The organism is Bilophila sp. T19-St14 (assembly GCF_059728385.1).
The window spans coordinates 2,844,151-2,867,252 of record NZ_BAAGFT010000001.1 but is presented as its reverse complement, the minus strand read 5'-3'; the positions used below and the strand labels follow the sequence as shown (position 1 = coordinate 2,867,252).

At 52.4% G+C, this 23,102-nt stretch carries 17 protein-coding genes and 1 tRNA gene; 14 read left to right on the top strand and 4 right to left on the bottom strand.

All coding sequences use genetic code 11. The features are described 5' to 3' along the window. Positions 1-45 precede the first annotated feature (45 nt). Positions 46-1,167, bottom strand: a complete 1,122-nt coding sequence (gene ald / locus AC6I1V_RS12160; RefSeq protein WP_302553271.1) for an alanine dehydrogenase — start codon at positions 1,165-1,167, stop codon at positions 46-48. Positions 1,168-1,583: 416 nt separating this feature from the next. Between ald and AC6I1V_RS12155 the strand changes: the two genes are divergently transcribed. The 4 genes from AC6I1V_RS12155 (at position 1,584) to AC6I1V_RS12140 (ending at position 6,267) form a co-directional block, all read left to right on the top strand. Continuing rightward, positions 1,584-3,173, top strand: coding sequence for a sigma-54 interaction domain-containing protein (locus AC6I1V_RS12155; RefSeq protein WP_486854263.1), 1,590 nt, complete (start codon positions 1,584-1,586; stop codon positions 3,171-3,173). Between the two features lie 161 nt (positions 3,174-3,334). Further along, on the top strand, positions 3,335-4,342 hold the full coding sequence (locus tag AC6I1V_RS12150; protein WP_308771030.1) for a TRAP transporter substrate-binding protein: 1,008 nt from the start codon (positions 3,335-3,337) through the stop codon (positions 4,340-4,342). Between the two features lie 102 nt (positions 4,343-4,444). After that, a complete protein-coding gene (locus AC6I1V_RS12145) occupies positions 4,445-4,990 on the top strand; it encodes a TRAP transporter small permease (RefSeq protein WP_302553268.1) in 546 nt (181 codons plus the stop codon). Then, on the top strand, positions 4,987-6,267 hold the full coding sequence (locus AC6I1V_RS12140; protein WP_486854264.1) for a TRAP transporter large permease: 1,281 nt from the start codon (positions 4,987-4,989) through the stop codon (positions 6,265-6,267). Before AC6I1V_RS12145 ends, AC6I1V_RS12140 begins: the two co-directional genes overlap by 4 nt. Before the next feature lie 502 nt (positions 6,268-6,769). Here the strand turns inward: AC6I1V_RS12140 and AC6I1V_RS12135 are convergent. Continuing rightward, on the bottom strand, positions 6,770-7,018 hold the full coding sequence (locus AC6I1V_RS12135; protein ID WP_302553266.1) for a HypC/HybG/HupF family hydrogenase formation chaperone: 249 nt from the start codon (positions 7,016-7,018) through the stop codon (positions 6,770-6,772). Positions 7,019-7,209: 191 nt separating this feature from the next. Between AC6I1V_RS12135 and AC6I1V_RS12130 the strand changes: the two genes are divergently transcribed. The 4 genes from AC6I1V_RS12130 to aroE all read left to right on the top strand — a co-directional run bounded on the left by AC6I1V_RS12130 (position 7,210) and on the right by aroE (position 13,413). After that, entirely contained in the window at positions 7,210-7,779 is a 570-nt protein-coding gene (locus AC6I1V_RS12130; RefSeq protein WP_486854265.1) for a hypothetical protein, read from the top strand. A gap of 185 nt (positions 7,780-7,964) precedes the next feature. Continuing rightward, positions 7,965-10,640, top strand: coding sequence for a protein translocase subunit SecD (gene secD, locus AC6I1V_RS12125; RefSeq protein ID WP_486854266.1), 2,676 nt, complete (start codon positions 7,965-7,967; stop codon positions 10,638-10,640). 1,581 nt (positions 10,641-12,221) lie between these two features. Further along, positions 12,222-12,485 carry a hypothetical protein gene (locus AC6I1V_RS12120; RefSeq protein WP_497737022.1) on the top strand — a complete coding sequence of 88 codons (264 nt, stop codon included), beginning with the start codon at positions 12,222-12,224 and terminating at the stop codon, positions 12,483-12,485. Between the two features lie 103 nt (positions 12,486-12,588). Continuing rightward, entirely contained in the window at positions 12,589-13,413 is an 825-nt protein-coding gene (gene aroE / locus AC6I1V_RS12115) for a shikimate dehydrogenase (RefSeq protein ID WP_497737021.1), read from the top strand. 261 nt (positions 13,414-13,674) lie between these two features. Here the strand turns inward: aroE and AC6I1V_RS12110 are convergent, their stop codons facing one another. Continuing rightward, the gene (locus tag AC6I1V_RS12110; RefSeq protein WP_497737020.1) at positions 13,675-14,658 is read right to left on the bottom strand and encodes a glycosyltransferase family 9 protein; all 984 of its coding nucleotides are present in this window, start codon (positions 14,656-14,658) and stop codon (positions 13,675-13,677) included. A 256-nt stretch (positions 14,659-14,914) separates the two neighbouring features. Between AC6I1V_RS12110 and AC6I1V_RS12105 the strand changes: the two genes are divergently transcribed. The 6 genes from AC6I1V_RS12105 (at position 14,915) to AC6I1V_RS12080 (ending at position 21,027) form a co-directional block, all read left to right on the top strand. Then, positions 14,915-15,008, top strand: a tRNA-Ser gene (locus AC6I1V_RS12105). A 95-nt stretch (positions 15,009-15,103) separates the two neighbouring features. After that, positions 15,104-16,861, top strand: a complete 1,758-nt coding sequence (locus AC6I1V_RS12100) for a DUF6538 domain-containing protein (protein WP_487474579.1) — start codon at positions 15,104-15,106, stop codon at positions 16,859-16,861. A 25-nt stretch (positions 16,862-16,886) separates the two neighbouring features. Continuing rightward, on the top strand, positions 16,887-18,755 hold the full coding sequence (locus tag AC6I1V_RS12095) for a DUF3987 domain-containing protein (RefSeq protein ID WP_497737019.1): 1,869 nt from the start codon (positions 16,887-16,889) through the stop codon (positions 18,753-18,755). A gap of 460 nt (positions 18,756-19,215) precedes the next feature. Beyond that, the gene (locus tag AC6I1V_RS12090; RefSeq protein ID WP_497737018.1) at positions 19,216-19,866 is read left to right on the top strand and encodes a YagK/YfjJ domain-containing protein; all 651 of its coding nucleotides are present in this window, start codon (positions 19,216-19,218) and stop codon (positions 19,864-19,866) included. 82 nt (positions 19,867-19,948) lie between these two features. Next, a complete protein-coding gene (locus AC6I1V_RS12085; RefSeq protein ID WP_497737017.1) occupies positions 19,949-20,584 on the top strand; it encodes a hypothetical protein in 636 nt (211 codons plus the stop codon). Between the two features lie 158 nt (positions 20,585-20,742). After that, on the top strand, positions 20,743-21,027 hold the full coding sequence (locus AC6I1V_RS12080) for a hypothetical protein (protein WP_497737016.1): 285 nt from the start codon (positions 20,743-20,745) through the stop codon (positions 21,025-21,027). 66 nt (positions 21,028-21,093) lie between these two features. Here the strand turns inward: AC6I1V_RS12080 and AC6I1V_RS12075 are convergent, their stop codons facing one another. Next, positions 21,094-23,085, bottom strand: coding sequence for an ATP-binding protein (locus AC6I1V_RS12075; RefSeq protein ID WP_497737015.1), 1,992 nt, complete (start codon positions 23,083-23,085; stop codon positions 21,094-21,096). Between the last annotated feature and the right edge of the window lie 17 nt (positions 23,086-23,102).

Here is a 23,102-nt window from a genome sequence, read left to right as displayed (position 1 = left end):
CCAGTCTCATGCGGACATGAGACTGGTCCAGTCATGAATCACGTCTTACTTCAGAATGTCGCAGGTGCAATGCAGTTCGTAACCGAGAGCATCGGAAACGCCCTTGAAGTACACCTTGCCGTCATAGGTGTTGATGCCGCGGGCCAGAGCCTTGTCGTCCTGGCAAGCCTTCTTCCAGCCCTTGTTGGCCAGATCGATCATGTAAGGCATGGTGGCGTTGGTCAGAGTGAAGGTGGAGGTGCGGGCCACGGCGCCGGGCATGTTGCCCACGGAGTAGCACACGATGCCTTCATACATGAAGGTCGGGTTGTCATGGTAGGTGGCGCCGTGCTTCGCGGTCACTTCGATGCAACCGCCCTGGTCGATGGCGACGTCAACAATGGCAGAGCCCTTCTTCATGGTCTTCACCATGGCTTCGGTGACCAGTTTCGGGGTCAGGGCGCCGGGGATGAGGACGGAACCCACGAGGAGGTCGGCTTCCTTCACAGCGGCGGCGATGTTGAAGGCGTTGGAGGCCAGGGTCTGGATGCGGCCGCCGTACAGGTCGTCGATCTGGCGCAGGCGGAAGAGGTTGCTGTCGAGGATGGTCACGCGAGCGCCCATGCCCATGGCAACCTTGGCGGCGGAGAGACCCACGGTACCGGCACCCACGATGACGACGTGAGCGGCCTGCACGCCAGCGGTGCCGCCCATCAGGAGGCCCATGCCGCCTTCAATCTTGGTCAGCATCTGGGCGCCCACCTGAGTGGCCATGCGACCGGCGATTTCGGACATGGGGGCGAGGAGGGGCAGGAAACCGTTGTCGAGCTGCACGGTTTCGTAAGCGATACCGATAACCTTCTTGTCGAGAAGAGCCTTGGTCAGGGCCGGTTCCGGAGCAAGGTGCAGGTAGGTGTAGAGGATCAGGCCTTCATGGAACAGGTCGTATTCAGGAGCCAGAGGTTCCTTCACTTTCACGACCATGTCGCAGTCCCAGCATTCCTTGGCGGTATCAACGATCTGAGCACCGGCGGCAACGTATTCTTCGTCGGTGATCATGCTGCCGAGGCCGGCGCCCTTCTGCACGAGGACGGTGTGACCGGCTTCTTTAAGGGCATGAACGCCAGCGGGGGTGATGCCAACGCGGAATTCCTGAACTTTGATTTCGGTGGGGATACCTACACGCATTTGAGTGCCTCCGAGAGCAGTATGTTGAAGTACGTTTTGAAATTCAGGGTGGGGTTGTACTCCATGCCCTCTTTATAGCAACTAGCGTTCCATTTTTCCCAAACATCATAACATAATATTTTTATTATAGTTTTTAAAAGCGTCCTTTTCAGGCCTTTTTGGGGTCAATGCAGTCTCGAATCACTTGCCGATGAATCATAGGAATGTTCGAGTTAATTTTGCATCATGATGCATAGTTGCATTAGAGAGGTTCTTCCATGACGCCACAGCCCGCCTTTTGCGATCACATCCTCCATCAAAACGAACTCGCCGCCGCCGGAATATGCCGCGGGGACACATGGAATTTAATCTTTATAAACAATATGTTGGGAGAAATACTCAAACTTTCTCCCGGACGGGCTGATGACGAGCCTTTTTTGCCACGCCTGACGCGATGCGGATTTGATGAAGTGGAGGAAAGCCTGAGCGAACCCCACGGAGGCGAGCTGATCGCCCACCACAAAGAGGGTTCCATGTACATCATCCGCTGGAAAAGCGTTTCCGCCGGCGATTCCGCGGACGGCGAGCAAGTTCGCCTTATCACAATGTCAAAAATCCCGGTCGATCAGATCAACCGGGTGGCCGAACTGCCTTGGCAGGAGCTGACCGTCCTGCTCGACTCCATCCACGACGGCATCTGGGTCATCGACTCCGACGGCATCACCCTGCGCGTCAACAAGGCGATGGAGCGCATCGCCGGGCTGCGCGCCGAGGAAGTCATCGGCAAGCATGTGACCGAACCCATGCACAAGGGGCGCTTTGAAACCTGCGTCACCCTGCGCGCGCTCATCGAAAAACGCGCGGTCACCATGTTCGACGACTATTCCAACGGCAAGCGCTGCCTGAACACCAGCACGCCCATTTTTGACGAAAAGGGCAACGTGTGGCGGGTCATCGCCTCCATCCGCGACATGACCGAGCTGGAAACCCTCCAGCGGAAGCTCACCGATCTGGAGATGGAAACCCTCTCCTACAAAGCACGCCTGGAAAACCTTCAAACCGAAATGGACGCCGGGTTCGTCGGGCACAGCGCCCCCATGCGCCGCCTGCGCAAGGAAGCCTCCAAAGCCGCCCGCACCGAAGCCATCACCCTCATCCTCGGCGAAACCGGAACCGGCAAGACGCTGACGGCCAAGGCCATCCACGACATGAGCCAGCGCAGCGCCGAGCCGTTCATCGCGGTGAACTGCGGGGCCATCCCCATGTCGCTTATGGAATCCGAACTGTTCGGCTACGAAAAAGGCGCCTTCACCGGCGCGGCCAAAAGCGGCAAACCCGGCATGTTCGAGCTGGCCCACAAGGGAACCCTCCTCCTTGACGAAATCGGCGAGCTCCCCCTCCCCATGCAGGCCAAGCTGTTGCAAGTGCTCGACGGGCACCCCTTCCACCGGGTCGGGGGGACCAAGCCCATCACCGTGGACGTGCGTGTCATCGCCGCGACCAACAAGCCGCTGGCGGACATGGCCGCTTCGGGGCAGTTCCGCGAAGACCTCTTCTACCGCCTCCGGGTGCTGACCGTGGAAATCCCTCCGCTGCGGGAACGGCCGGACGACATCCCCGTCCTCGCCATGCATTTCCTGCAGGAGATCATCAAGAAAAACGGGCTGCAAAAAAATTTCGATCCGCAGGTGCTGAACTGCTTCCTGACCTACCGCTGGCCGGGCAACGTCCGCGAGCTCCGCGCCCTCGTGCAGTCGCTGGCGACCATGAGCGAGGAAGAAACCATCACCATGCAGGATCTCCCTCAATATATGCAGGCCCAGTCGCCCATCCCGCAGGGCGGCGTCTCCTTCCGCCAGCCCATGCGCGAGGCCGTCGCCGAACTGGAGCGCAACATGATCATGGCCGCGCTCACCGAAACCGGCAGCACCTACAAGGCCGCCCGGCGGCTCAAAGTCAGCCAGTCCACCATCGTCAGGAAAGCGCAGCGGTATAAGATCGGCCTCGTGGAAATCGCCCACAAATAATTTTTTTCAAACGTATCTACAGTCGGATAGGAGGAAAATCAGGCTGGCGGGCTTACCGGGGAGGCCAGGTTGACACCTTCGAGCCTCGTGCGCTAAAGCCCAAAATAAGGTGTGGGGTTGCACGCAGCCACGGGACTCTAGATGGAAAGAGAGAGGATTCTATGCTCAAAAGCCTGCTTGCCGCCTTGGTGACGCTTGCCCTTCTCACCGGCGCCTCCCCCGCCAGCGCCTATGAAAAAACCATCCTGAAAGTGGGCATGGGCGATCCCATCGATTCCGAGATGGGGGCCATCGGCATCCGGTTCAAGGAAATCGTGGAAGCCCGATCCAGAGGCAAGGTGGAAGTCCAGCTCTTCCCCTCCGGCCAGCTCGGCGACGAAACGGAAATGATCCAGAACGTGCGCGCCGGGAACCTCGACATCGCCGTTGTGGGCATCGCCAATACAGTCCCGTTCGTGAAAAAACTCGGCATCCTCACCATGCCCTACCTTTTTGACGACATGTACGACGTCGTCCGGGCGACCACCGGCCCCGCCCATGCCCTGCTCAACGGGTACGCCATACGGGAGGGGGGATTCCGCATCCTCGGCTGGACGTATACCGACTACCGCTACATTTCCAATTCCCGCAGGCCCATCAAAAACCTGAACGACATCAAGGGGCTCAAGTTCCGTGTCCCGCAGAGCGCCATCCTGCTCGCCTGCTATAAGGCATGGGGGGCGAACCCGGTGCCGATCTCGTGGGCGGAAACCTTCACCGCGCTCCAGCAGGGCTTGGTCGACGGGCAATGTTACGGCTACATCACCTTCCTCGCCTGCAAGTTCAACGAAGTGCAGAAGTACATCACCGAAGCGCACTATACCTATCAGCTCCAGCCCATGATCCTGAGCCAGCGGGCATTCAAGAAAATGTCCCCTGAAATGCAGGCGCTCATCACCGACGCCGGGCGCGGCGCGCAGGAATACTGCCTTGCCTTCCAGCTTGTCGAAGGCGTGAGGGCGAAGCAGCGGCTCATCGAGTCGGGCGTGCAGATCGATCAGCTTGAGGACGAGGCCGACTGGAGGAATGCCGCCATTGCGCAGGTCTGGCCCGAAATGGAGACGTTCGTGGGCGGCAGGGCCGCCATTAACGCCTTCCTCTCCGCCATCGGGAAAAAACCTTGGAAGTAGGCTTTCCGCACAAGGGGAAAGCGGCTTCATAAGGTTGTCTATTCCCGTGCGCTGCCCTACACTGGCGACGCGCCGCACCGACGCTCTCCGGGGGGGGACTTCATGCTCAAGAAGGTTCTTCTAACGCTTTTGGACAATTTTGAGGGGTACGTCAGCCAAGCCTTGCTTGCGTTCTTCGTGCTGATCCTGCTCCTGCAGATTTTCCTGCGCCAGTTCGGGCATCCGCTGTATTGGACGGAAGAGCTCGCGCGGTATTCTTTTGTCTGGTTCGTCTTCTTCGGGGCTTCCTATGCGGCCCGCCTCGCCGCGCACAACCGGGTCACCATCCAGTTCCGCCCCTTCCCCAAATGGGTGGGCGATGCCTGTATGCTCCTCAGCGACGGCGTGTGGCTGTTCTTCAACAGCGTCATGGTCGTGGAAAGCCTCGCCGTGATCCGCGAACTCCGGGAATTCCCCTACGCCACCCCCGCCCTCGACTGGCAGCTCTCGTACATCTATTTCATCTTCCCCATCGCCTTTACGCTCATGTCCGCCCGCATCATCCAAGTCAACGTGATGAAGTTCATTCTGAAGAGGAGCGTTACGGCACCCGACGTCGTTGAAATCGAAGAGAGCCGGAAAGCCTTGGCGGACGGAGGTAAGCCATGAGCCCGGCGGGAGCCCTTTTCGCCACCTTTGCGGTACTGATGCTGCTCGGCTCGCCCATTACCGTGGCGCTCGGCGTGGCGGCCATGACGGCCCTCTATACGGTGGATCAAAACCTCGTCACGCTGGTGCAGATCGCCTTCACCTCGGTCAACTCCTTTCCCATCATGGCCTTGCCCGCCTTCATGCTCGTCGGGGCGCTCATGGAATGCGCGGGCATTTCGCGGCGGCTTGTCGCCATCGCGGAAAATATCGTCGGCCCCATCCCCGGCGGCCTCGCCGTCTCCACAGCATTGGCCTGCGTGTTTTTCGGGGCGATTTCCGGTTCCGGCCCCGCGACGACCGCCGCCGTGGGGATGCTCATGATCCCGGCCATGATCCGGCGCGGGTTCAGCAAGGGGTATGCGGCTGCGGCCGCAGCGACCGCCGGGGGCGTGGGCATCATCATCCCCCCAAGCATCCCGATGGTCGTCTATGCGGTGTCGGGGCAGCAGTCCATCACCAAAATGTTCCTCGCCGGGGTGACGCCCGGCATCATGATCGCGGTGGGGCTCGCCGCCATGCACCTCTTCCTCTGCCGGAACATGCCCGTGGCGGAAGATCTCCAAAACGGCTCAGGGGACTCGCTGCTCAAGGCGCTCAAGGACGGGCTTTGGTCGCTCATGGCCCCGGTCGTCATCCTCGGCGGCATCTACGGGGGGTTCTTCACGCCGACCGAGGCCGCCGTGGTCGCCATCTTCTACTCCATCTTCGTCGGGCTGTTCATCCACCGCGAGCTGACGTTCGGGGGCATCCGGCACTCGCTCCAGATCACCTCATGGATGACCGGGCGCGTGCTGATCATCATGTTCACGGCCTACGCGTTCGAGCGGCTGCTCGTCCAGTACCGGATACCGGACATGATTGTGGAGCACATCCTCGGCTTCACTTCGGACGTCGCCGTCATCTGGATGTTCGCCATCGCCCTGCTGCTCTTTCTGGGGATGTTCATGGAGACGCTGGCGATCATCCTGCTGGCGACGCCCGTGCTCCTGCCAGTCATGACCGCCTTCGGCGTAGACCCCATCCACTTCGGCGTGGTGCTGGTCTGCTGCTGCGGGGTCGGGTTCTCCACGCCGCCCCTCGGCGAAAACATCTTCATCGCCTCAGGCATCGCCGACACCACCCTTGAGGACATTTCCTACAGCGCCCTGCCCTTTGTCTTCGTAACCGTGGGCGTCATCATCCTCTGCGTCTTCGTCCCGGACATCGTGCTGTTCCTCCCGCGCATGATATATTGATCCCACAGGGAGCACGGGAACGGGCACACTGCCGCCCCTCAGCCCGGAGGGAAAAACCGTACCGCTTTCCAGCCCGCCGCCCCATAAAAAAACGGAGGCCGCCGAACGCACCGTTCCGTTTCCATGCGGCCATAAAAAAATCCCGAAGCCTTCAACTTCGGGATTTTTCTTTACGCCATGCAGCACAAGGAAATCCGCCCAGCCTCACCCCGCCCGGCGATAAAAACAGGCTGTGCCCTAGAAAACGGCTGATGCTTTTTTCCTTGAAGTTCCAAAAGAATAACCGGCAAAATGCCTTAGCCGTGGATTCCGCCAAGGGGAAAGCTGGAGAAAAGGCTGTAGTTTCACCGCGCTGTGGAGATGAAACGGCCTCATGCTACGGCAAAGCCTGAAAATAGGCCGAACACTTTGAAAAGAGAAGGGACAGTCGCAAGGACGGGCCGAGGAAAGGTGAAGGACAGGGATATGCCTTCAACCAAGGCTTTTCCCCGTATGCTTCACGTCAAAAGGCCGCTTCCTGCCCGGTGGCTTGGGCCAGCTCGCGGAAAAGGCGCAGGCTCTCTTCGGCCTCGGTCTTCTCCATCTTGTGCATGGCGAACCCGGCATGGATAATGATGTAATCCCCGATCTCCACTTCTTCGGGCAGCAAAATGCCGGAAACGGTCAGGCAGGTCGGCCCGTTGCCGACGGTGGCCTTCAACATGCCGTCATCAGATTTTTCAATGACTTTCGCAGGGATGGCAAGACACATACTGAGTCCTTTCGCTGATTTTCGGCCCGCGGGAACGGAGGTTTTCACAAAACGGATGCCGTGCGGGAAAAATGATAGTACCCATCCTCAAGCCCTCAGGCAAGCCCGAACCTCCGATTCCGCATGAGAATCCCCAAAAGGGCCGCCACGTATTATTGACATCCTTACCGTTCGGCTTTATGGGTAAAAGCATGAATACGTTAAGGCCCATCAAAGACGCAACGACCAGCTTTTCCCGCTCCGTGTTGGGGACGCTGCTTTTTGCTTTCGGGCTTTTTCTGTGTTCCTCCTTTTCCGCGCAGGCGCACATAGACAGCGATGTCAGCAGGCAGTTTGAAGCCCTCCTCGAAACGGCCCCTTCAAGTATGGAGGCATTCAAGGATCAGCGCTCCGAACTGGAAAGCGGGGACATCGGCCCGCAGCTCCAACGCTTCGATGCCGTAGATGAAGGTTCGGCGCTTGTCGAAGTATCCGGCGAGTGGCGGCTTGACGCGGCGCTTGCCCGTTCCGAAAGGAACCCCTTCACCAGTATTTCTGAGACGCTCAACGGCAATACAAGCCAAACGACGGCCCGGACGCCCAAAGGGTTCGACAAGCCCCTGCCGAACTCGGCGGGGTATGCCGCCGCGTTGGCCTCCCCGCCTGTCCTGCCTCAGGTTTCCGCTGTTCCGGCGGCGTTGCCCATTGGCACGCCCCTTTGCTTCCTTCCCGCCGAACGCGGGCTTGTTTCCTACCCTACGCCTCCTCCATACGGCTGCTAGAGCTTCCGCTTTTCCGTCCTTCGCTTTTTGCGTGACAGAAAAGCCCTGACTCGCGCAGCCGGTCTTCTGTACCCTTCACACGTCTCCCGCGCAGAATACCGGAACGCCCGAATCAGTGTGCGTCCTGTCGGCGGTTCCGCCGTTCCCGACAGCATTCTGCTCCTGCAACCGTGTGAGAGGCTTTCATGAAACTCTCGTTCCGATATGCGATTGCCGCCATTGTCATGGCCGGCGCGCTTTTCCTCTTGTCTCCGACGCTTATGCCGGAAGACGTCAACCTGCCGGGCGCCTCCCGCATCAGCTTGGGCCTCGATCTCAAAGGCGGCGTTCAGCTCACGCTGGGCGTGGATACGGAAAAAGCCGTTCAGTCCGCACTCGTCAACAGTGGGCAAATGCTCCGCCAGAAGGCCCGTGAGGCCGGGATCACCGTCCTCGGCCCCCGCCAGATGCCCGGCGGCGTACAGGAACTCATCATCGCCCGCGCCAATCAGGCCGATGCCTTCCTTGCCCTTGTCCAAAAGGACGCCCCGCAGGTCGTGCCCGGAACGCCCCGGACTGGTTCCGACGGCGCTGTCCATCTGCCCTATACGTTCACGCCCGCCTTTGTTAAGCAGACACAGGATCTGGCCGTGGATCAGGTGCTGCGCACCATCTCCAGCCGCATCGACCAGTTCGGCGTGGCCGAACCGGATATCCGCAAGCAGCAGGGCGACCGCATCCTCATCCAGCTCCCCGGCCTGACCAACGTCAACCGCGCCGTCCAGCTCATTGAGAAGTCCGCCGATCTGTCCTTCCACCTCGTCCGCGACGACATCCCCCAAGGCTACCTGCCTCCCGGCGTCGCCTTCTACCCCATGATGGGCAAGCACGGCGAAGAGGGCAATGCAAAGCTGGCGCTCGACAGCACCCCCCTCCTGAGCGGCAAGGAAGTCGCCGACGCCCGCCCCGGATTCGACGACAAAAATACGTCGATGGTCAGCCTGTCCTTCACCCCTCGCGGCGCGGCCCTGTTTGAAATGGCCACCGGCGAGCATGTCGGCAAGCGCCTCGCCATCGTGCTGGACGGCACCATCCACAGCGCCCCGGTGATTCAGGAAAGGATCGCGGGCGGCACGGCCAGCATCAGCGGCCAGTTCACGCCTGAAGAGGCGCAGGATCTTGCCATTTCCCTGCGTTCCGGCTCCCTCGCGGCCCCTGTCCATGTGCTCGAACAACGCACGGTAGGCCCCGCCCTCGGCGAAGCGTCCATCACCAGCGGCATCCTCGCTGCGCTCATCGGCACGCTGGCGGTCATGATCATCATGCCCCTGCGCTACGGCTGGTCAGGCATGCTCGCCAACGGGATGCTCCTCTGCACCCTCAGCCTGCTCATGGGCGGCATGGCCGCGCTCGGCGCGACCCTGACCCTGCCGGGCATAGCGGGCGTCGTGCTGACCATCGGCATGGCCGTGGACGCGAACGTCCTCATCTTTGAGCGGATACGCGAGGAGCTGGCCCTTGGCCTGACGCCTCCCAAGGCCATCAAGGTCGGTTTCGAGCGCGCCAACCTTTCCATTGTGGACTCCAACCTGACGACGATCATCGTCGCGGCCATCCTGTACCAGTTCGGGACCGGCCCGGTGCGCGGCTTTGCCGTCACCCTGACCCTCGGCATCATCGCCTCCATGTTCTCGGCGATCTTCCTCTGCCGCATCGCCTTCGACGCGTGGATGAAGCACACCGGCGGCGCCCGCCTCAGCATGCACGGCCCCATGGAGCTGCGCGCCCTGTCGGGCTACCTGTCCCACTTCCCCTTCCTCAAGCGCGTGAAGCATGTAGGCGTGCTGACCCTCCTGCTCGTGGCGGCGGCCGTTTCCGTGGGCATGTGGCGCGGCGGCCTCCAGTACGGCGTCGACTTCTCAGGCGGCGTTGCGGCGCAAGTCCGGTTCGAGCACCCCGTTTCGGACAAGCAGCTCATCGGCGCGCTTGATCCCATGCACCTCGAAGGCCTGATGACCCAGCAATACGGCGACAACAGTTCCGTCTGGCTGCTCCGTTTCGGCCTGCCCGACACCCCCGCGCAGCAGCTCGGCGAAACCCTGCTCAGCCATCTCCAAACCGTGGACGGCGGCGGGACGGTTTCCTTGGATCGTCTGGAAACGGTCGGCCCCAAGGTCGGCGACGATCTCCGCAGCTCGGCGCTGGAAGCCATCTATTACGCGCTGCTCCTGATCACCGTGTATATTTCAGGGCGGTTTGAACAGCGCTGGGGCACCGCCGCCCTGCTTGCCGGGGCGCTCACGGCGACCATGATCGCCCTGCAATGGCTGGGCGTGCCGACGGAAGGCCGTATCCTTGCGGCACTGCTGCTGACTCTGTTCCTGTGCTGGCGGCTCCGCCTCTCCTTTGCGGCGGGGGCGATGGCCAGCCTGATATTCGACGTCACGACGACCACCAGCCTGCTGGTCATCCTCGGTCAAGAAATCGATCTGAACATCGTAGCGGCACTTTTGACCATCATCGGCTATTCGCTGAACGATACCATTGTGATTTACGACCGGATCCGTGAAACCCTGCGGCGGGAGAACCCCGACTCGCCGCGCCCGCTGCCGGAAATCATTCAGGAGGCGCTTGGCGACACCATGAGCCGTACCCTGCTGACCGCAGGCACGACGCTCGTGGCGGCCCTCGCCCTATTCCTGCTCGGCGGCCCGGTCATTTACGGCTTCGCACTGACCATGCTCATAGGTGTTTTCATGGGAACGATTTCCTCCCTGTTCGTCGCAGCGCCAATGCTTCCCCTGTTTGGCGACACCCTTTCGTTCAAGACCGCCGTTACCCTGGGCGTCTTTGAGCGGCCCGGCGAACACGGCGTGGTTTGACGGCGGGAAACCTCCTCTCCCCGCCTCCGTTTCCATGAATACGGCACCATCGGCGTCCCCTGCCGATGGTGCCGGGAGGACAGGATTCCCCCCCTGAAATTCCGTCCTCCGAAAACGACGCGCCGGGCGTTTTACGGCCGCCCGGCGGGTTATGCAAACGCGGGATCCGGGTTTTCTCCTCCACCCGGGTTCACCTTCTTTCCCCTGTGAAGGTGGCCGCGTTCGGGCAACATCCATCCCCCTGAGGATGTCGCCCTCTCCTCGGACGGCGCCGGCACTCCCTCCTCAGTGTCGGCGCCGCTTCTTTTGGAACGGGGAAATTGGGGAGGGGAGGAAGGGCCTTTCTGAAGAAAGCCCCTTCCTCCCCTCCCCAAACCCCACCCCTCCTTCCCCAAAGACTTTCATCCTTATCGAATCCCTCATGAGGGCTGTACTGGAAAAGGCAAGGCCGGCTTCGGCAAATGGGCCATACGGGATGCAAGCTGTTGGAGGATAACGGCAACGGGGGAACCCAAGCGGAGAAAAAGGGAATAGGATAATCGCTGGTTGGGAAAGGCTCTGTTATAGTTTGTGGTTGTTTCATCTCTACAGTGCGATGAAAAGACAGCCTTTTTCTCCAGTTTTCCTGTTGGCGGGATCCACGGCTAAGGCATTTTTCCGGTTATCCCTTTGGAACTTCAAGGAAAAAAGCATCAACCGTTTTCTATAACACAGCCTTGGGAAAAGGGCCGCGAGAGAAACGGGGGGAGCCCTTCCAATCGTTCTGGCCTTGGGATACGTTCCCCTTCACGCGGGATGCACAAGGGCGTTTTTCTTTGGAAGGGATGCCATGTTAAAGAAAATGGTTGTTGCATAGAAAATGGTTGATGCTTTTTTCCTTGAAATCAAAAAGGATTAACCGACAAAATGCCTTAGCCGAGGATTCCGCCAACAGGAAACTGGAAAAAAAGGCTGTATTTTCACTGTACTGTAGAAATAAAGCAATCTTATGCCATGACAGAGCCAAGAAAATCTGTGTATTGGGGTGTTGTAAACAAAAAGTTTTGTTCAGCAGCCGGTTGATGTTTTATTTCTTCGGCACTGTCATAGTAAAAAATGATAGTTCATTTCATGGAATTCAAGATAGATAAGAGAAAAACGTTTTTCGGCTTTGGCCCACCAGCAACGATATTTCAAAATGCAATAAATCAACTACGCTAAATTGTATCAATCAAATGAGTGACAGAGCCATTTCTTGAAGTTCCCCAATAAATGCTCAGTGGAATGCCCACCCACGCCGCTCATCGGAAAGACGCTATAAAAGTATATATTCAGTGTGTTAAATAGGGGTAAGATTGTGCCATAGAAAATGATTGATGTTTTCTTCCCTGAAGTTCCAAAGGACTAGCTGATAAAATGCCTTAGCCCTGTATTCCGCCAAGGGAAAGCTGGAGAAAGCTGTCTTTTCATCGCACTGTGAAGCTGAAGAAAAAGCCTGTCTTTTCACTGAGCTGTGGAGATGAAACAACCAGATCTCTGACAGGGCCAAACATATCAATTATATTTTAAACAGGGCCAAAGGGACATTCAATACGGATACGTATGTCAAAAAAACCGTGCTGGGACGTGATTGCCTTATCTTCACAGCATAGTGAACATACGGATTTTTTTAGCTTTTCATCAACAAACTCCGTGACTAAAATACTTTATTTGGGTTATCTCTTTGCCTGCGCCCGCGGATTTGCCTTGCAGATCCGTCCGGCGGGTTTGCCTGCCGGATATTCCTATACGCTTGCACCGGGAAAGAAAAAACATCCATCGTTTGCTGTAACAGAGCCAATAAAACGATGGATGTGCTGTTGTTGAGTTAGCCGGGGAGGGATTTTCCCAACAAATTCCCTTCCCAGCGTCATCATGTCTTTTCAAAGGCTGTTCCTATCACGCGAAAACATTCATATGGAGATATGCCATGTCCACATTTGCGCCGCCGGCCCTGCACGGCATCATCGGCTACCCTCTTGGGCACAGCTTGAGCCCCCTCATGCACAATACGGCCTTCAGGACGTTGAACCTGCCCGGCGTCTATCTTTCATGGCCCATTGAACCGGGGCGGCTCCCCGGCTTTGTGGACGCTGCCCGGCTGTTGAATATCCGGGGCTGCTCCATCACGATTCCCCATAAAGTCGACATCATCCCGCTGCTGGACGAAACGAGCGCAGGTGTAAAGGAAATGGGCGCCTGCAACACTATCTATCGTGACGGCGAAAAGCTCTGTGGGGAAAATACCGACGTCATCGGATTCATGGCTCCGCTGCAAAAGCGCTCGCTGCCTCCCGACACCCGTGCGCTCGTGCTCGGTGCGGGGGGCGTTTCACGGGCGGCCATCGCGGGCCTACGGAGGCTCGGCCTCACCAATATTACCCTCACCAACCGCCGGAAAGAACGCGCCGAAGCCCTCTGCAACGAATTCGGTTTGCTGTGCGCCCCGTGGGAAGAGCGAGGGGATGTTCCCGCTGACCTCATCATCAACACGACATCACTCGGCATGACCGGGGCCCAAGAACATGAAACGCCCTACCCTTCGCCATTTCAAGGCAGCGGCATCGCCTACGATCTGATCTACACGCCGTTCCAGACCCGTTTCCTACTCGACGCCGCGGCTGCGGGCTGGGAAACCATCCTTGGCCTCGATATGTTCATTGGGCAGGGGGACGCGCAGTTCCACCTGTGGACGGGGCACCACCTTCCGAAAGAAGCCGTAACAGCAGTGGCTTCAGCGCTTTACGGACAATAAGAAACGGCTGTACGCTTCCGCGCCCATCAAACGCCATCTCAAGCATGGCGATAAAAAGAGGACTTTCCGCCGTACCGCTTTCCCGCAGCCTCTTATAATAAAACGCCCTGCGTATCCCGCCCTCCAAGCCTGTTGCCCGGCAGGAACTCCTGCTGGGCAGCCTCCCCACCAGTCAAAAGTCTTTGGGATGGGAAGGGGGAGGTTTGGAGGGGGAAGGGAAGGGCTTTCTTCAGAAAGGCCTTCCCTTCCCCCTCCAATCTTTCACATCCCCCATCCCCCCAAAGCCCGCATCACCTGTTCGGGGGTGATGGACTGCATACACGCATGGCTGCGATCACAATGCTTCTTTCCGTGCAGCGTACAGGGGCGGCAATCCAACTGCGGCTCAAGAACCCGATCCTTCGGCCCCGCCGGGAAAAACCCCCACTCTTCCGTCGTGGGCCCAAACAGTGCCAAAACGGGCGTGCCGACCGCCCCCGCAAGGTGCATCGGGCCGGAATCTCCCGTGATCAACAGGGATGAGGCCTTCAACAGGGCGCATGTCTCCCGCAAGGATGTGCGATTGGTAAAATCACGGAACGCGGGGAGCCCTTCCATGCCGCTGCCGCGTCCGATGACGATCCACGGTATGCCGCGCGACTCGAAAAGCCGCATGAGCTGGCGCCAGTATGCCTCTTTCCATGCCTTATCAGGATGCGTGGCATACGGATGCAGGGCTATGGGCGGAACGCCTGCTTTGTCCGGGAGCTGTTCCAGCAGGCGTTGCCCTTGCCTGATCTCCTCATCGGAAAGCCAAATGTGGGGCAGGAGCTCGGCGCGGGAAGGGGGTGCAGACTCCACGGCAAGGGCATAACGCTGCGGGACGTTCCATAGCCTGAGCTTATCCCGGAACAGCCGCCCCTTGCTCCGCAGGAATAAACGGCGCTCAAGGCCAAGCTTGCGATAACGCTTTACAGGCCCTTTCCACAACAGGGAAAGCAGGCGGGTGCGCAAAGTGCCATGCAGATCGAGCAATCCCCGCCCTGCGTGGGCTTCCGCCAGCCCGCGGAAAACGCCAAGCTGACGCGGAAACCTCAAATCCTCCTTGGCGAGCCCAATAACGGAACGTACAGCCGGGTGCCCTTCCAGAACAGGGGCGAACGCTTCGCGGGTAATGACCGTGAACGTCCAACCGTGCGTGCGGTGCCAATATTCGAGAACTCCAGTGGTCAGGGCCACATCGCCTAGGGCGCTCAGCCGGATCACAACCCATTCCGTGGGGGCTGGGACGTCATGAAAAGATGAAATTGTCATGCCCGGAAACTACCAGCGGGCATTCCAAAAGAAAAGGACTCTCTGCACCCATGTGGAGAAAACTTCACCTCTATATTGAGCGCCCCTTCCGTGACGGGACTCTCTGCGCGCATGTAGAAAAAACTCCTTGCCCCAAACGGCGGCAGAGGATTTTAGCCCTCTCCCTCTTGCTCTTTACGCTATGATCCGATAGAGTCTTGCGCTGGATGGAGAGGTAGCGAAGCGGCCGTAACGCGCTCGACTCGAAATCGAGTTACCGGTGATGAGCTGGTACGTGGGTTCGAATCCCACCCTCTCCGCCATTTGAATACAAGTTGTTGATTTATAACGACTTTATAATAAATGGAGCTTCATTGTGCCCCTGGATACGTTTCGGGGATACAGGTGAGGCTCCTTTATGTTTTCTCAAGCCAATCCACGGTGGAACTCTCTCCCACGTACCGGCTATAGGCGCGCTTCCTACCTTACGACGCATCGGCAGGTTCGCTATTTTCGCATAACTGTGCCCCATCACTTGCAATCTCTGCTTGGTAAAAAAGAAATCCGTCGCTCTTTGGACGGTCTGGACAGCCGTATGGCCCGCTCAAAGGCCATGCGGCTGTCCGTGATCGCACAAACTTTTTTTGCCTTTCTGGACGATGTGCAAGATGGACGGATACGTTTCGCGCATGGGGATATATCGCAATGTACTGAAAATATACGGAAAATAGCTCATAATCTGGATACGTTCTGGTTTGACGCGGCCATGCGGGAAAATCTGTCTCCGGCTGCTCTGGTATTGCGCTTGCCCTCCTTTTTGAAGGGCACAGGATGGGAGACGGAGGATAGCTGCCCGTCAGAGCAGAAAAAACGGGGAATCGAGACTCCAGAAGTATCCACCTTGTACGCTCAGTTTGAAGGGGTAAAACGCTCTGAAGCCCTATCTTCTTCCGCTCCTCAAACGGAGATTCATATCCGTCGCAAAACGCCGCTGACTCCACGGCAAGAACCCGTGATACGCAAGACAAAATCAACGCTACCGTCGCTGGATGAAGCGGCGGAATCCTACATTACCGCCAAAAAGCTCACGTGGTCGAAGGCCAGCGCAAAGGATATTCCACCTCAAATTCGCCAATTCGTGCAAATCGTGGGTGAATTGGAAAGTGGTCGTAGTTTGTCGATAGACCAGCTTTCACGTGAGCACATACGAGGTTACTACGATACACTGCGACATCTCCCCTTTCGGGTGAAGGGGCAAAACGCTTATCAAGATAAAAAATGGCTTGAAATTGCTGAAATGGGGAGAGCAGGCAAGGTGGAACGTTTGTTGAGCATCAAGACGATGGAAATTCGTCAGACCAACGTCCGCAGTTTCGTCAACTGGTGCGAACTTGAATATCGTGGAGCGATTCAGGCTCGTTATGTGAACTCCGGTTTTCCCAAGGTGGTTTCAGACAAGAATATTCGACGCAAGGGAGTCAAAAGAGAATCGTTTTCCCTCGTTGAGTTGCGTACTTTGCTCGGAGACAGACAGCATTTCTTGAAAGCCACGGCAGGCGTGGCCTCCCGGTTCTGGTGCCCCTGGATTGCGCTGTATTCAGGCATGCGTCTGGAAGAAATCTGTCAGCTCTATCTTTCCGATATTCGGGAAATTGAAGGGATATGGTGTTTCTCCGTCAACGAAGAAAGTGCTCACTCGGCCTTTGCCAAGCATGTCAAAAGTGCCGCCGGTATTCGGAACGTACCGATTCACCCGTGGCTCTGGCATGAGGCTGGACTAAAAGATTTTCTCGAATTACGCTGGCAAGCAGTTCCACAACACGAGTGGACAACGACCATGCTGTTCCCTGACATGCAGGAACGCGCCGCGACAGTTAACCTCAACACCACAAAACTTGGAGCCTCGGTGACGAAGTGGTTTACCCGCTATCGGCGTTCCGTGGGTATCGGAGGCCAGGAAGGAGAGGCCAGCCCCAAGACCTTCCATAGTTTCCGGCATACGGTCATCGAATATCTGCATAAACAGGCTCGTGTGGATTTGTCCATGCTGCAAGCTGTTGTCGGGCATGAACTGGTTGATATGGGCGTCACGGAAGCTTATGCCGGGGAATGGTCAATAAAAACGTTACTTGATAGCGTCATATTGAAACTTAACTGGAATCATCAATCAGATTAAAATTCTGATGTCATAGGATAAAATAATGTCTGACAACAAAGATGATTATATACAAAAAAATCTTGAACAAGCATTGGAAGTATGTGGAGATTCAGAATTTCTACAAAAACAGCGCAGCGAATACTTCAGTACTGAAAATGAAAAAATATCAGTAATAGATCAAAGCTTCCCGCCAGTAATACAAAAAAATGTGATTACAAATTCTCATCCAATTAACCAGGACAAGCAGGTTTCAAATATATTGCTAAGTCATGCTCAAGAAATGGGGCTTGGCAAAATACAACAAGAAACAACAATACTGAATACTTTTTCCAATAACGACTCTGCCAGAAAGCGATTTAAGAAAATATTTTTTGAAGCTGGTCTTCTGCAAGCAGTTAATAGTGCTCGCGAAGCGATGCAATATGAATCAATTCAAGAAATTAAAATATCACTCCTACCACAAATAACACCTATAGAAAATTCTTTTTTTACATCTATCTATAAATTTGCATCTGCGCTGTCAGCAGGAAATGGTTTTTCCCCTGAAGTCAATATGTTGGCAGTCATAACTGCTACAGGACAGGCATCACAAGGGAGATATTTTACAGAGGAATCTGGATGGTATGAAAAAGGTGTTCTCAATACTGTGTTTATTGATGATAGCGGGTTGAAAAAATCATTTTTCTTTGAACTATTTGAAGAACCATTCAAAAATTTTGAGGATGAAAAAAAGAAGGAGTATGCCATCACAGGCTTAGAATTTTCAACTCGCAAAAAACTTGCTAAGCTTACAGAGAATAAGCTTTATTCCAAAGCAGTAAATGAAATTTCTAAATCAATACAGACAAATACTGAAGACACTGAAACTCTAATACAGAAATGGACAGATAAGATCAATAGTCATACTGAAAAATCAATGCCTGCTGAACCACGTATTTTTGTAGGAACCGGAACGGCTATAAAAATTGCAAAAGAACTCATGTTACAAGGTGAAAATCTTGTCTCTATTAGTGCTGAAGGAGGACTTATAAAGCAAATTTGTAAATGGAAAGACAAAGATTTAGATCTGTTTTTGACATCCTTTACTAGAGAAAGATGGTCTCATGAAACGGACAAATATGGACTGATCTATTTAAATAATCACAGTTTATCTGTTTTGGCGAATACACAGACTAAAATTATTGAGGAATTTTTTAAAAATGATGATTTCATAGAAAGAGGAGGGATGTCTAGATTGATAGTTTATAATGCAGATGCTGTAGACTTTAAAGGTTGTATAGATTGGAATAATAAAAATTTTTTGGAAGCAAAGGCTACATACAAGAAAAAGATAATTTCTCTTCTAAGTCAACACCATACTCAAGATCAGCATCGCAAACTGTTTAAAATTCCTGTTGATTCAGATGCCATTAGAGAGTTAAAAGACTTTGAATCGAATACTCTTAATTATATTGAGTCTCAGAATAATCTTCCTATACAATTAATTTCATTTTACAGAAAACTTCATGGCACCGCGTTGCGAATAACAATGTTGCTTCATATATGGATGCACAATGATCCGTGTGAACATTCAATTAATATTGATGCTGTAAAATGCGGTATACATATATCAAGATGGTTATGTTTGCATGCTTTTATGGTTACTCAAAGGCAAGAAATGAACATGGAACGGATAAAAAAGGTCGCACAATGTTTACGAGATTTGTTCAAAAATGGACATGATGAGCCATATATAACAGCACGTAAGGTGCAGCAAAAATGTCGTGCCGTCAAGCATTCAGCATCAATGGCTACTGACTGCCTACGCATTCTTGCACAGTGCAATTACTGCCGGGAAGTCGGTATGACCGAAAAGGGGTCTCCCGTTTTTGCGCTACACCCTGCCATCTATCCTGATCAAAATTTGTTTTGAATAGGCATCTTTTAAGTGTCTACACTGTCTACACTGTCCACGATTGACGGTGTAGACGCCAGACCTCGGATTAAGAAGCTCCATGCCAGCCTTCCCATTCCTTTTGCTCACTATTTGAGAAATGTATATTTCTGTGAATGGTGTTAATTTATTCTATATTCCTTATTCTATCAAAACTTTTCCGCCAATTATTATATGAGCCTATCCCTCGACTTCCCTGACACCTCTATGCGCTCAAGCCCAGGACTTCAAGCATATCTCAGATGAAAATCCTCTAGGTATATGGTAATACCTCTTACTTATAATATATCTACTTAATATACAGTATTTATAATTTTTATTATATATTTAAATATATAGATCAATAATAAAATTAACAGAAGAACATAATGACATTAGGCCAAGCACCATAAATCATGCTTGGCCTTTTTTCTATTCACTTTTTCTTGAGGAGGAATGCGTGAACACCACATTTTGCAGTACTCACAACGGACTACATATCAACACCAATCAGAGTAAAGGACTAGGATGTATAACATCAATGCTCCATAACTATCAACAATGCTTGATATGCATGATCAAAGCCCATTCCAAGGTCATGCAAGTGAGATTTGATCTCCATTATCCCAATGATGGAAATATTGTTCCAATAAGGAAGCATCTTTACGATTTCAATTATAATCTCAAAAGAAAACTTCAACGCGAGGTGATTATAGGTGGTCATCGTGTAGATCCACAAATTTTATGGACAGAAGAAAACAATGTCAGCTCTGCGCCACATTATCATTTTATCCTCTTGGTGAACGGTAATGCCAAGAATGATTACAAAGCATTACTCAGAAATACAGTAAACCCGTTATGGAAAAAGACAATCAATTCTGACAACGATGGACTGGTGGATTATTGCGATAAGAACGGCCCCAATGGCCTCATGATTACGCGCTCTTCACCTGACGTTCTGACACAGATCAACAGATGTTCCTATCAAGCGAGCTATCTTGCCAAAATAAAAACCAAGGATGCGAGAGGGAAGGGATGTTGGCTCATGGGAGGAAGCCGTGTTCCTTCCGCTGTGGTTCCTTTACAGCTTCCCAAGCTTGACCTTTTCTGATGGCTCTTTTTCAAACAAATTTTCAACAAAATAAAGGGGAGCAGCTTATCGGCACACTCCCTTTTAGTTATGGGAAACTATCATGCAAAACGATAATCAGATGAACTCTGCTGCTTCCAACGAAATTACTTCGGTTACCTCTTTTTCAGATCTCATTTCTCAGGACTTTATGAACGAAATCAGGCAAATCGGCATAACAGGGATGAAACGTTCCATTGACCAGATTCCAGCACCGGATAATGGGCATACCGCTATTTGTTCAGTCCAGCTTGCCACTTCCCAGGGTAATTTTTCAGATTTTGGAGTCGCTACACCAGACTCTATAGGGGGCAGTACAGACGCAGGAGAGTTGTTGAAAAAAGCTTCCCATCGTGGAACTGAAAAAGCCTTCGGTATGGCTCTGTTTGCTCACACTGCACAACCTGTCTTGGATATTACGCCATGCTCGCCCAGAGAAATAAAATCTTCGACCGATAGGGAGAAATTACTTGTCAGAACGTCGCCAGCACAAGACCAAGGCCACTCCTCTAAAACCGGCAATGGAGGAGGTTCCAAGCCTGCCAGTGGCAAGCAGCTATCGTGGATTGAGGCCATGTGCTTGAGGCAGGCCGTTGCTCCAGAAAATGTGGCGCGTGAGATATGTGCCAAGCCTTTGGAGAAGCTGACCGGAGCGGATGCCAATAAAATCATTCAGACCCTTCGGCAAAATCAATCATAGAGCATTGGGTGCAGATTATTAAAAAATGGGGTGGAGAATCCTTCACCCCATCCATTTTTCTTTAAAAAAGTCACTACCATGACATGAGAACAATGCCCTAGAACATCCGTAATCAGCCCGATGGGATTCACCACACACAAAGCTCCAAGGAGAAAATTATGTCACAATTTTGGGGTAATGACGATGAGTTACAGCATACAACCGATCTGTTCAATCAGGGCATCGGCAGCAATCAATTTTTCAAGGCAATCGAGCGGGAACTACCGCCGGTGTTTACCCGAAGGACAGCATCGGAAGCCATAGGAGGTTTGATGTCCCCGAAGACATTTTCCAACCTGGATGCGCTTGGACAAGGCCCGCCTAAGGTGCAGCTTGGCTCACGGGTTGGGTATGAGAGGGAAAGTTTTATCCGATGGCTCAGAGTGCGTATAAGGTCTTGGTAGATAATTTCAATATTGATGGCGAATTTACATGAATTTCACATAAATTTGCCAATATTTTTGCATAGACTATCGTCCTTGAAGCTTGTCCATGAAAGCTTTATTCCTAATTCTAGCTATTTCCAATAAGTTTTCATAATTTGTCACCTCAACAAAAAGTCTATTATGCAATAGCGATGCAAAATAGGATTTTCCATCACTACGTCTCACTAGGGAGTGGTTAATTATCATTTCATCCATAAAAAATTTGCAATGTATGTCGCATAAAACGACACCATAGTAGCTTGTTGTGGGGGTAGTATTTATCCTTCCCCCGTCTTCTTTATTTAGTTTGTTATTTTGTATTCTAATTACATAATCTTTGAGTTGTTGTACAGGATCGTTATTTTTTGACAATTGTTTGTGTGTCTGCTTTAGCTCAATTATAAATATATTCTGAGCAGCCCCACCAATCGGATCTTCATATATTGCTATGATATCATAACGTTTATCATCGTTTTCACATTTCTTTTCTGCAATTGCCCCCTCGTATTTATCAGAACACAAATATGCATATGATGCGTATCTATCGTCAATAAGCCAAAGATTATGATTATAATAATCATCTTCACAGTTAATGCTAGTAGTACGCATAGGAAAAATTAAATTATGTAATACTGCTTCTGGTGAATATTTCCCATCATTATCTTTCTTTAAAAACTGTGAAAATAGGTTTATGATAAATTCTCTATACTTTACGTAAGTTGTGAGGTGGGCATGATTTAAACGGCTACTTGCTTTTAGTTTTTCGGATTCATTTTTAAGAAATTCATCAAAATTTGGTGGCCCCTTTTTCTCGTATTCACGTGCTTTATTTTTAACATAATTCAATGATTCAAGCTGTTTTTTGGCATATTCTTGAACCAAAGTAGAGCGAACACGTTCACGCGAAGAATACAGAGGAATTTCGTTTCGGACTGACTGTTCGTCAGAAACAGCAGCAAGATGAGGAAGTTCTTCTACGACCTCATTGATCATTTCATCATTAGCAGTCAAAGATTCAGGCATAATATCGGCAATATACTGTCTAATCTCCTTGCTCACATCCGCATAAATTTTTTCGAGAGAAATCGTATTTGCATATTCATCTTTTTCAGGGATTCCATTGAATTGTGAGCGTGTTGAGCTAACAGCTTTGTCCAAAAATGAAGAGGTAACAAGGGTCTTGAGATAAAACTTTTCTTCATCCTTGGAACCGATTTTATTACCCGCTAGAAAAGAAATGGTACTCTTTTTTACAACACGTCCAGCTGCTGTTAGCTGAATTTCATGTGCGCCTTTGGTTCCACGTTTATCTTTGATATGAAATATTTTAAAATTTTCATTGAATATATTAATATCACTCCCTTTTGCTGATGAGTAGCTACGTTTATTAACCGGGACAAGCCTTCCTGCGTCTGTAACATTCAAAGCGAGAGAATCAAGGGAGAGAATTGCCGCAGCGAAATGATCAAGAAGACTATGGATAATAGTATCCGCAGGAATACTATATTTTTCAAAAAATTCAGCCTTCAATGTATGAACTTTGATGATAGTTCTATTTTTAGTGCTCAATGATGGAACGGCCTTAGGAATTTCATCTGTTCCAATAGATGAAATTGTCACCGAAAAGGTTCTTTCCATAAAAGAATTGCCAATTTGAAATACACTATCAACATCAACTGTAATAAATGGTGAAAAATAGGCTAGACGGCCAATGCCTTTACAGTTAAATAACTTCTTTTTATTTTTTGTAAAAAGTCGAAAAAAAGCTTCTGTTTTTTCATCGGTAAATCCAATACCATAATCTATGACAGTGAAACCTTCAATTCTGGCGATTTCATTAATAGGAAAAGAATTGTCTCTATGAATTTCTATGTCTATTTTAATATCATTAATCTCTTTTTCCTGGGAAGCATGGATAGCATTGTGAATAGCTTCATACAAAGGTAGGAGAGGTTGTTTCAATACCTCTGGACGCATTATTTGCTCTTCAGCATTCTCATAGTCAGCACGAGGAATCAGATCTAATTGATTTACCATCAAAATTCCCCTTCAGT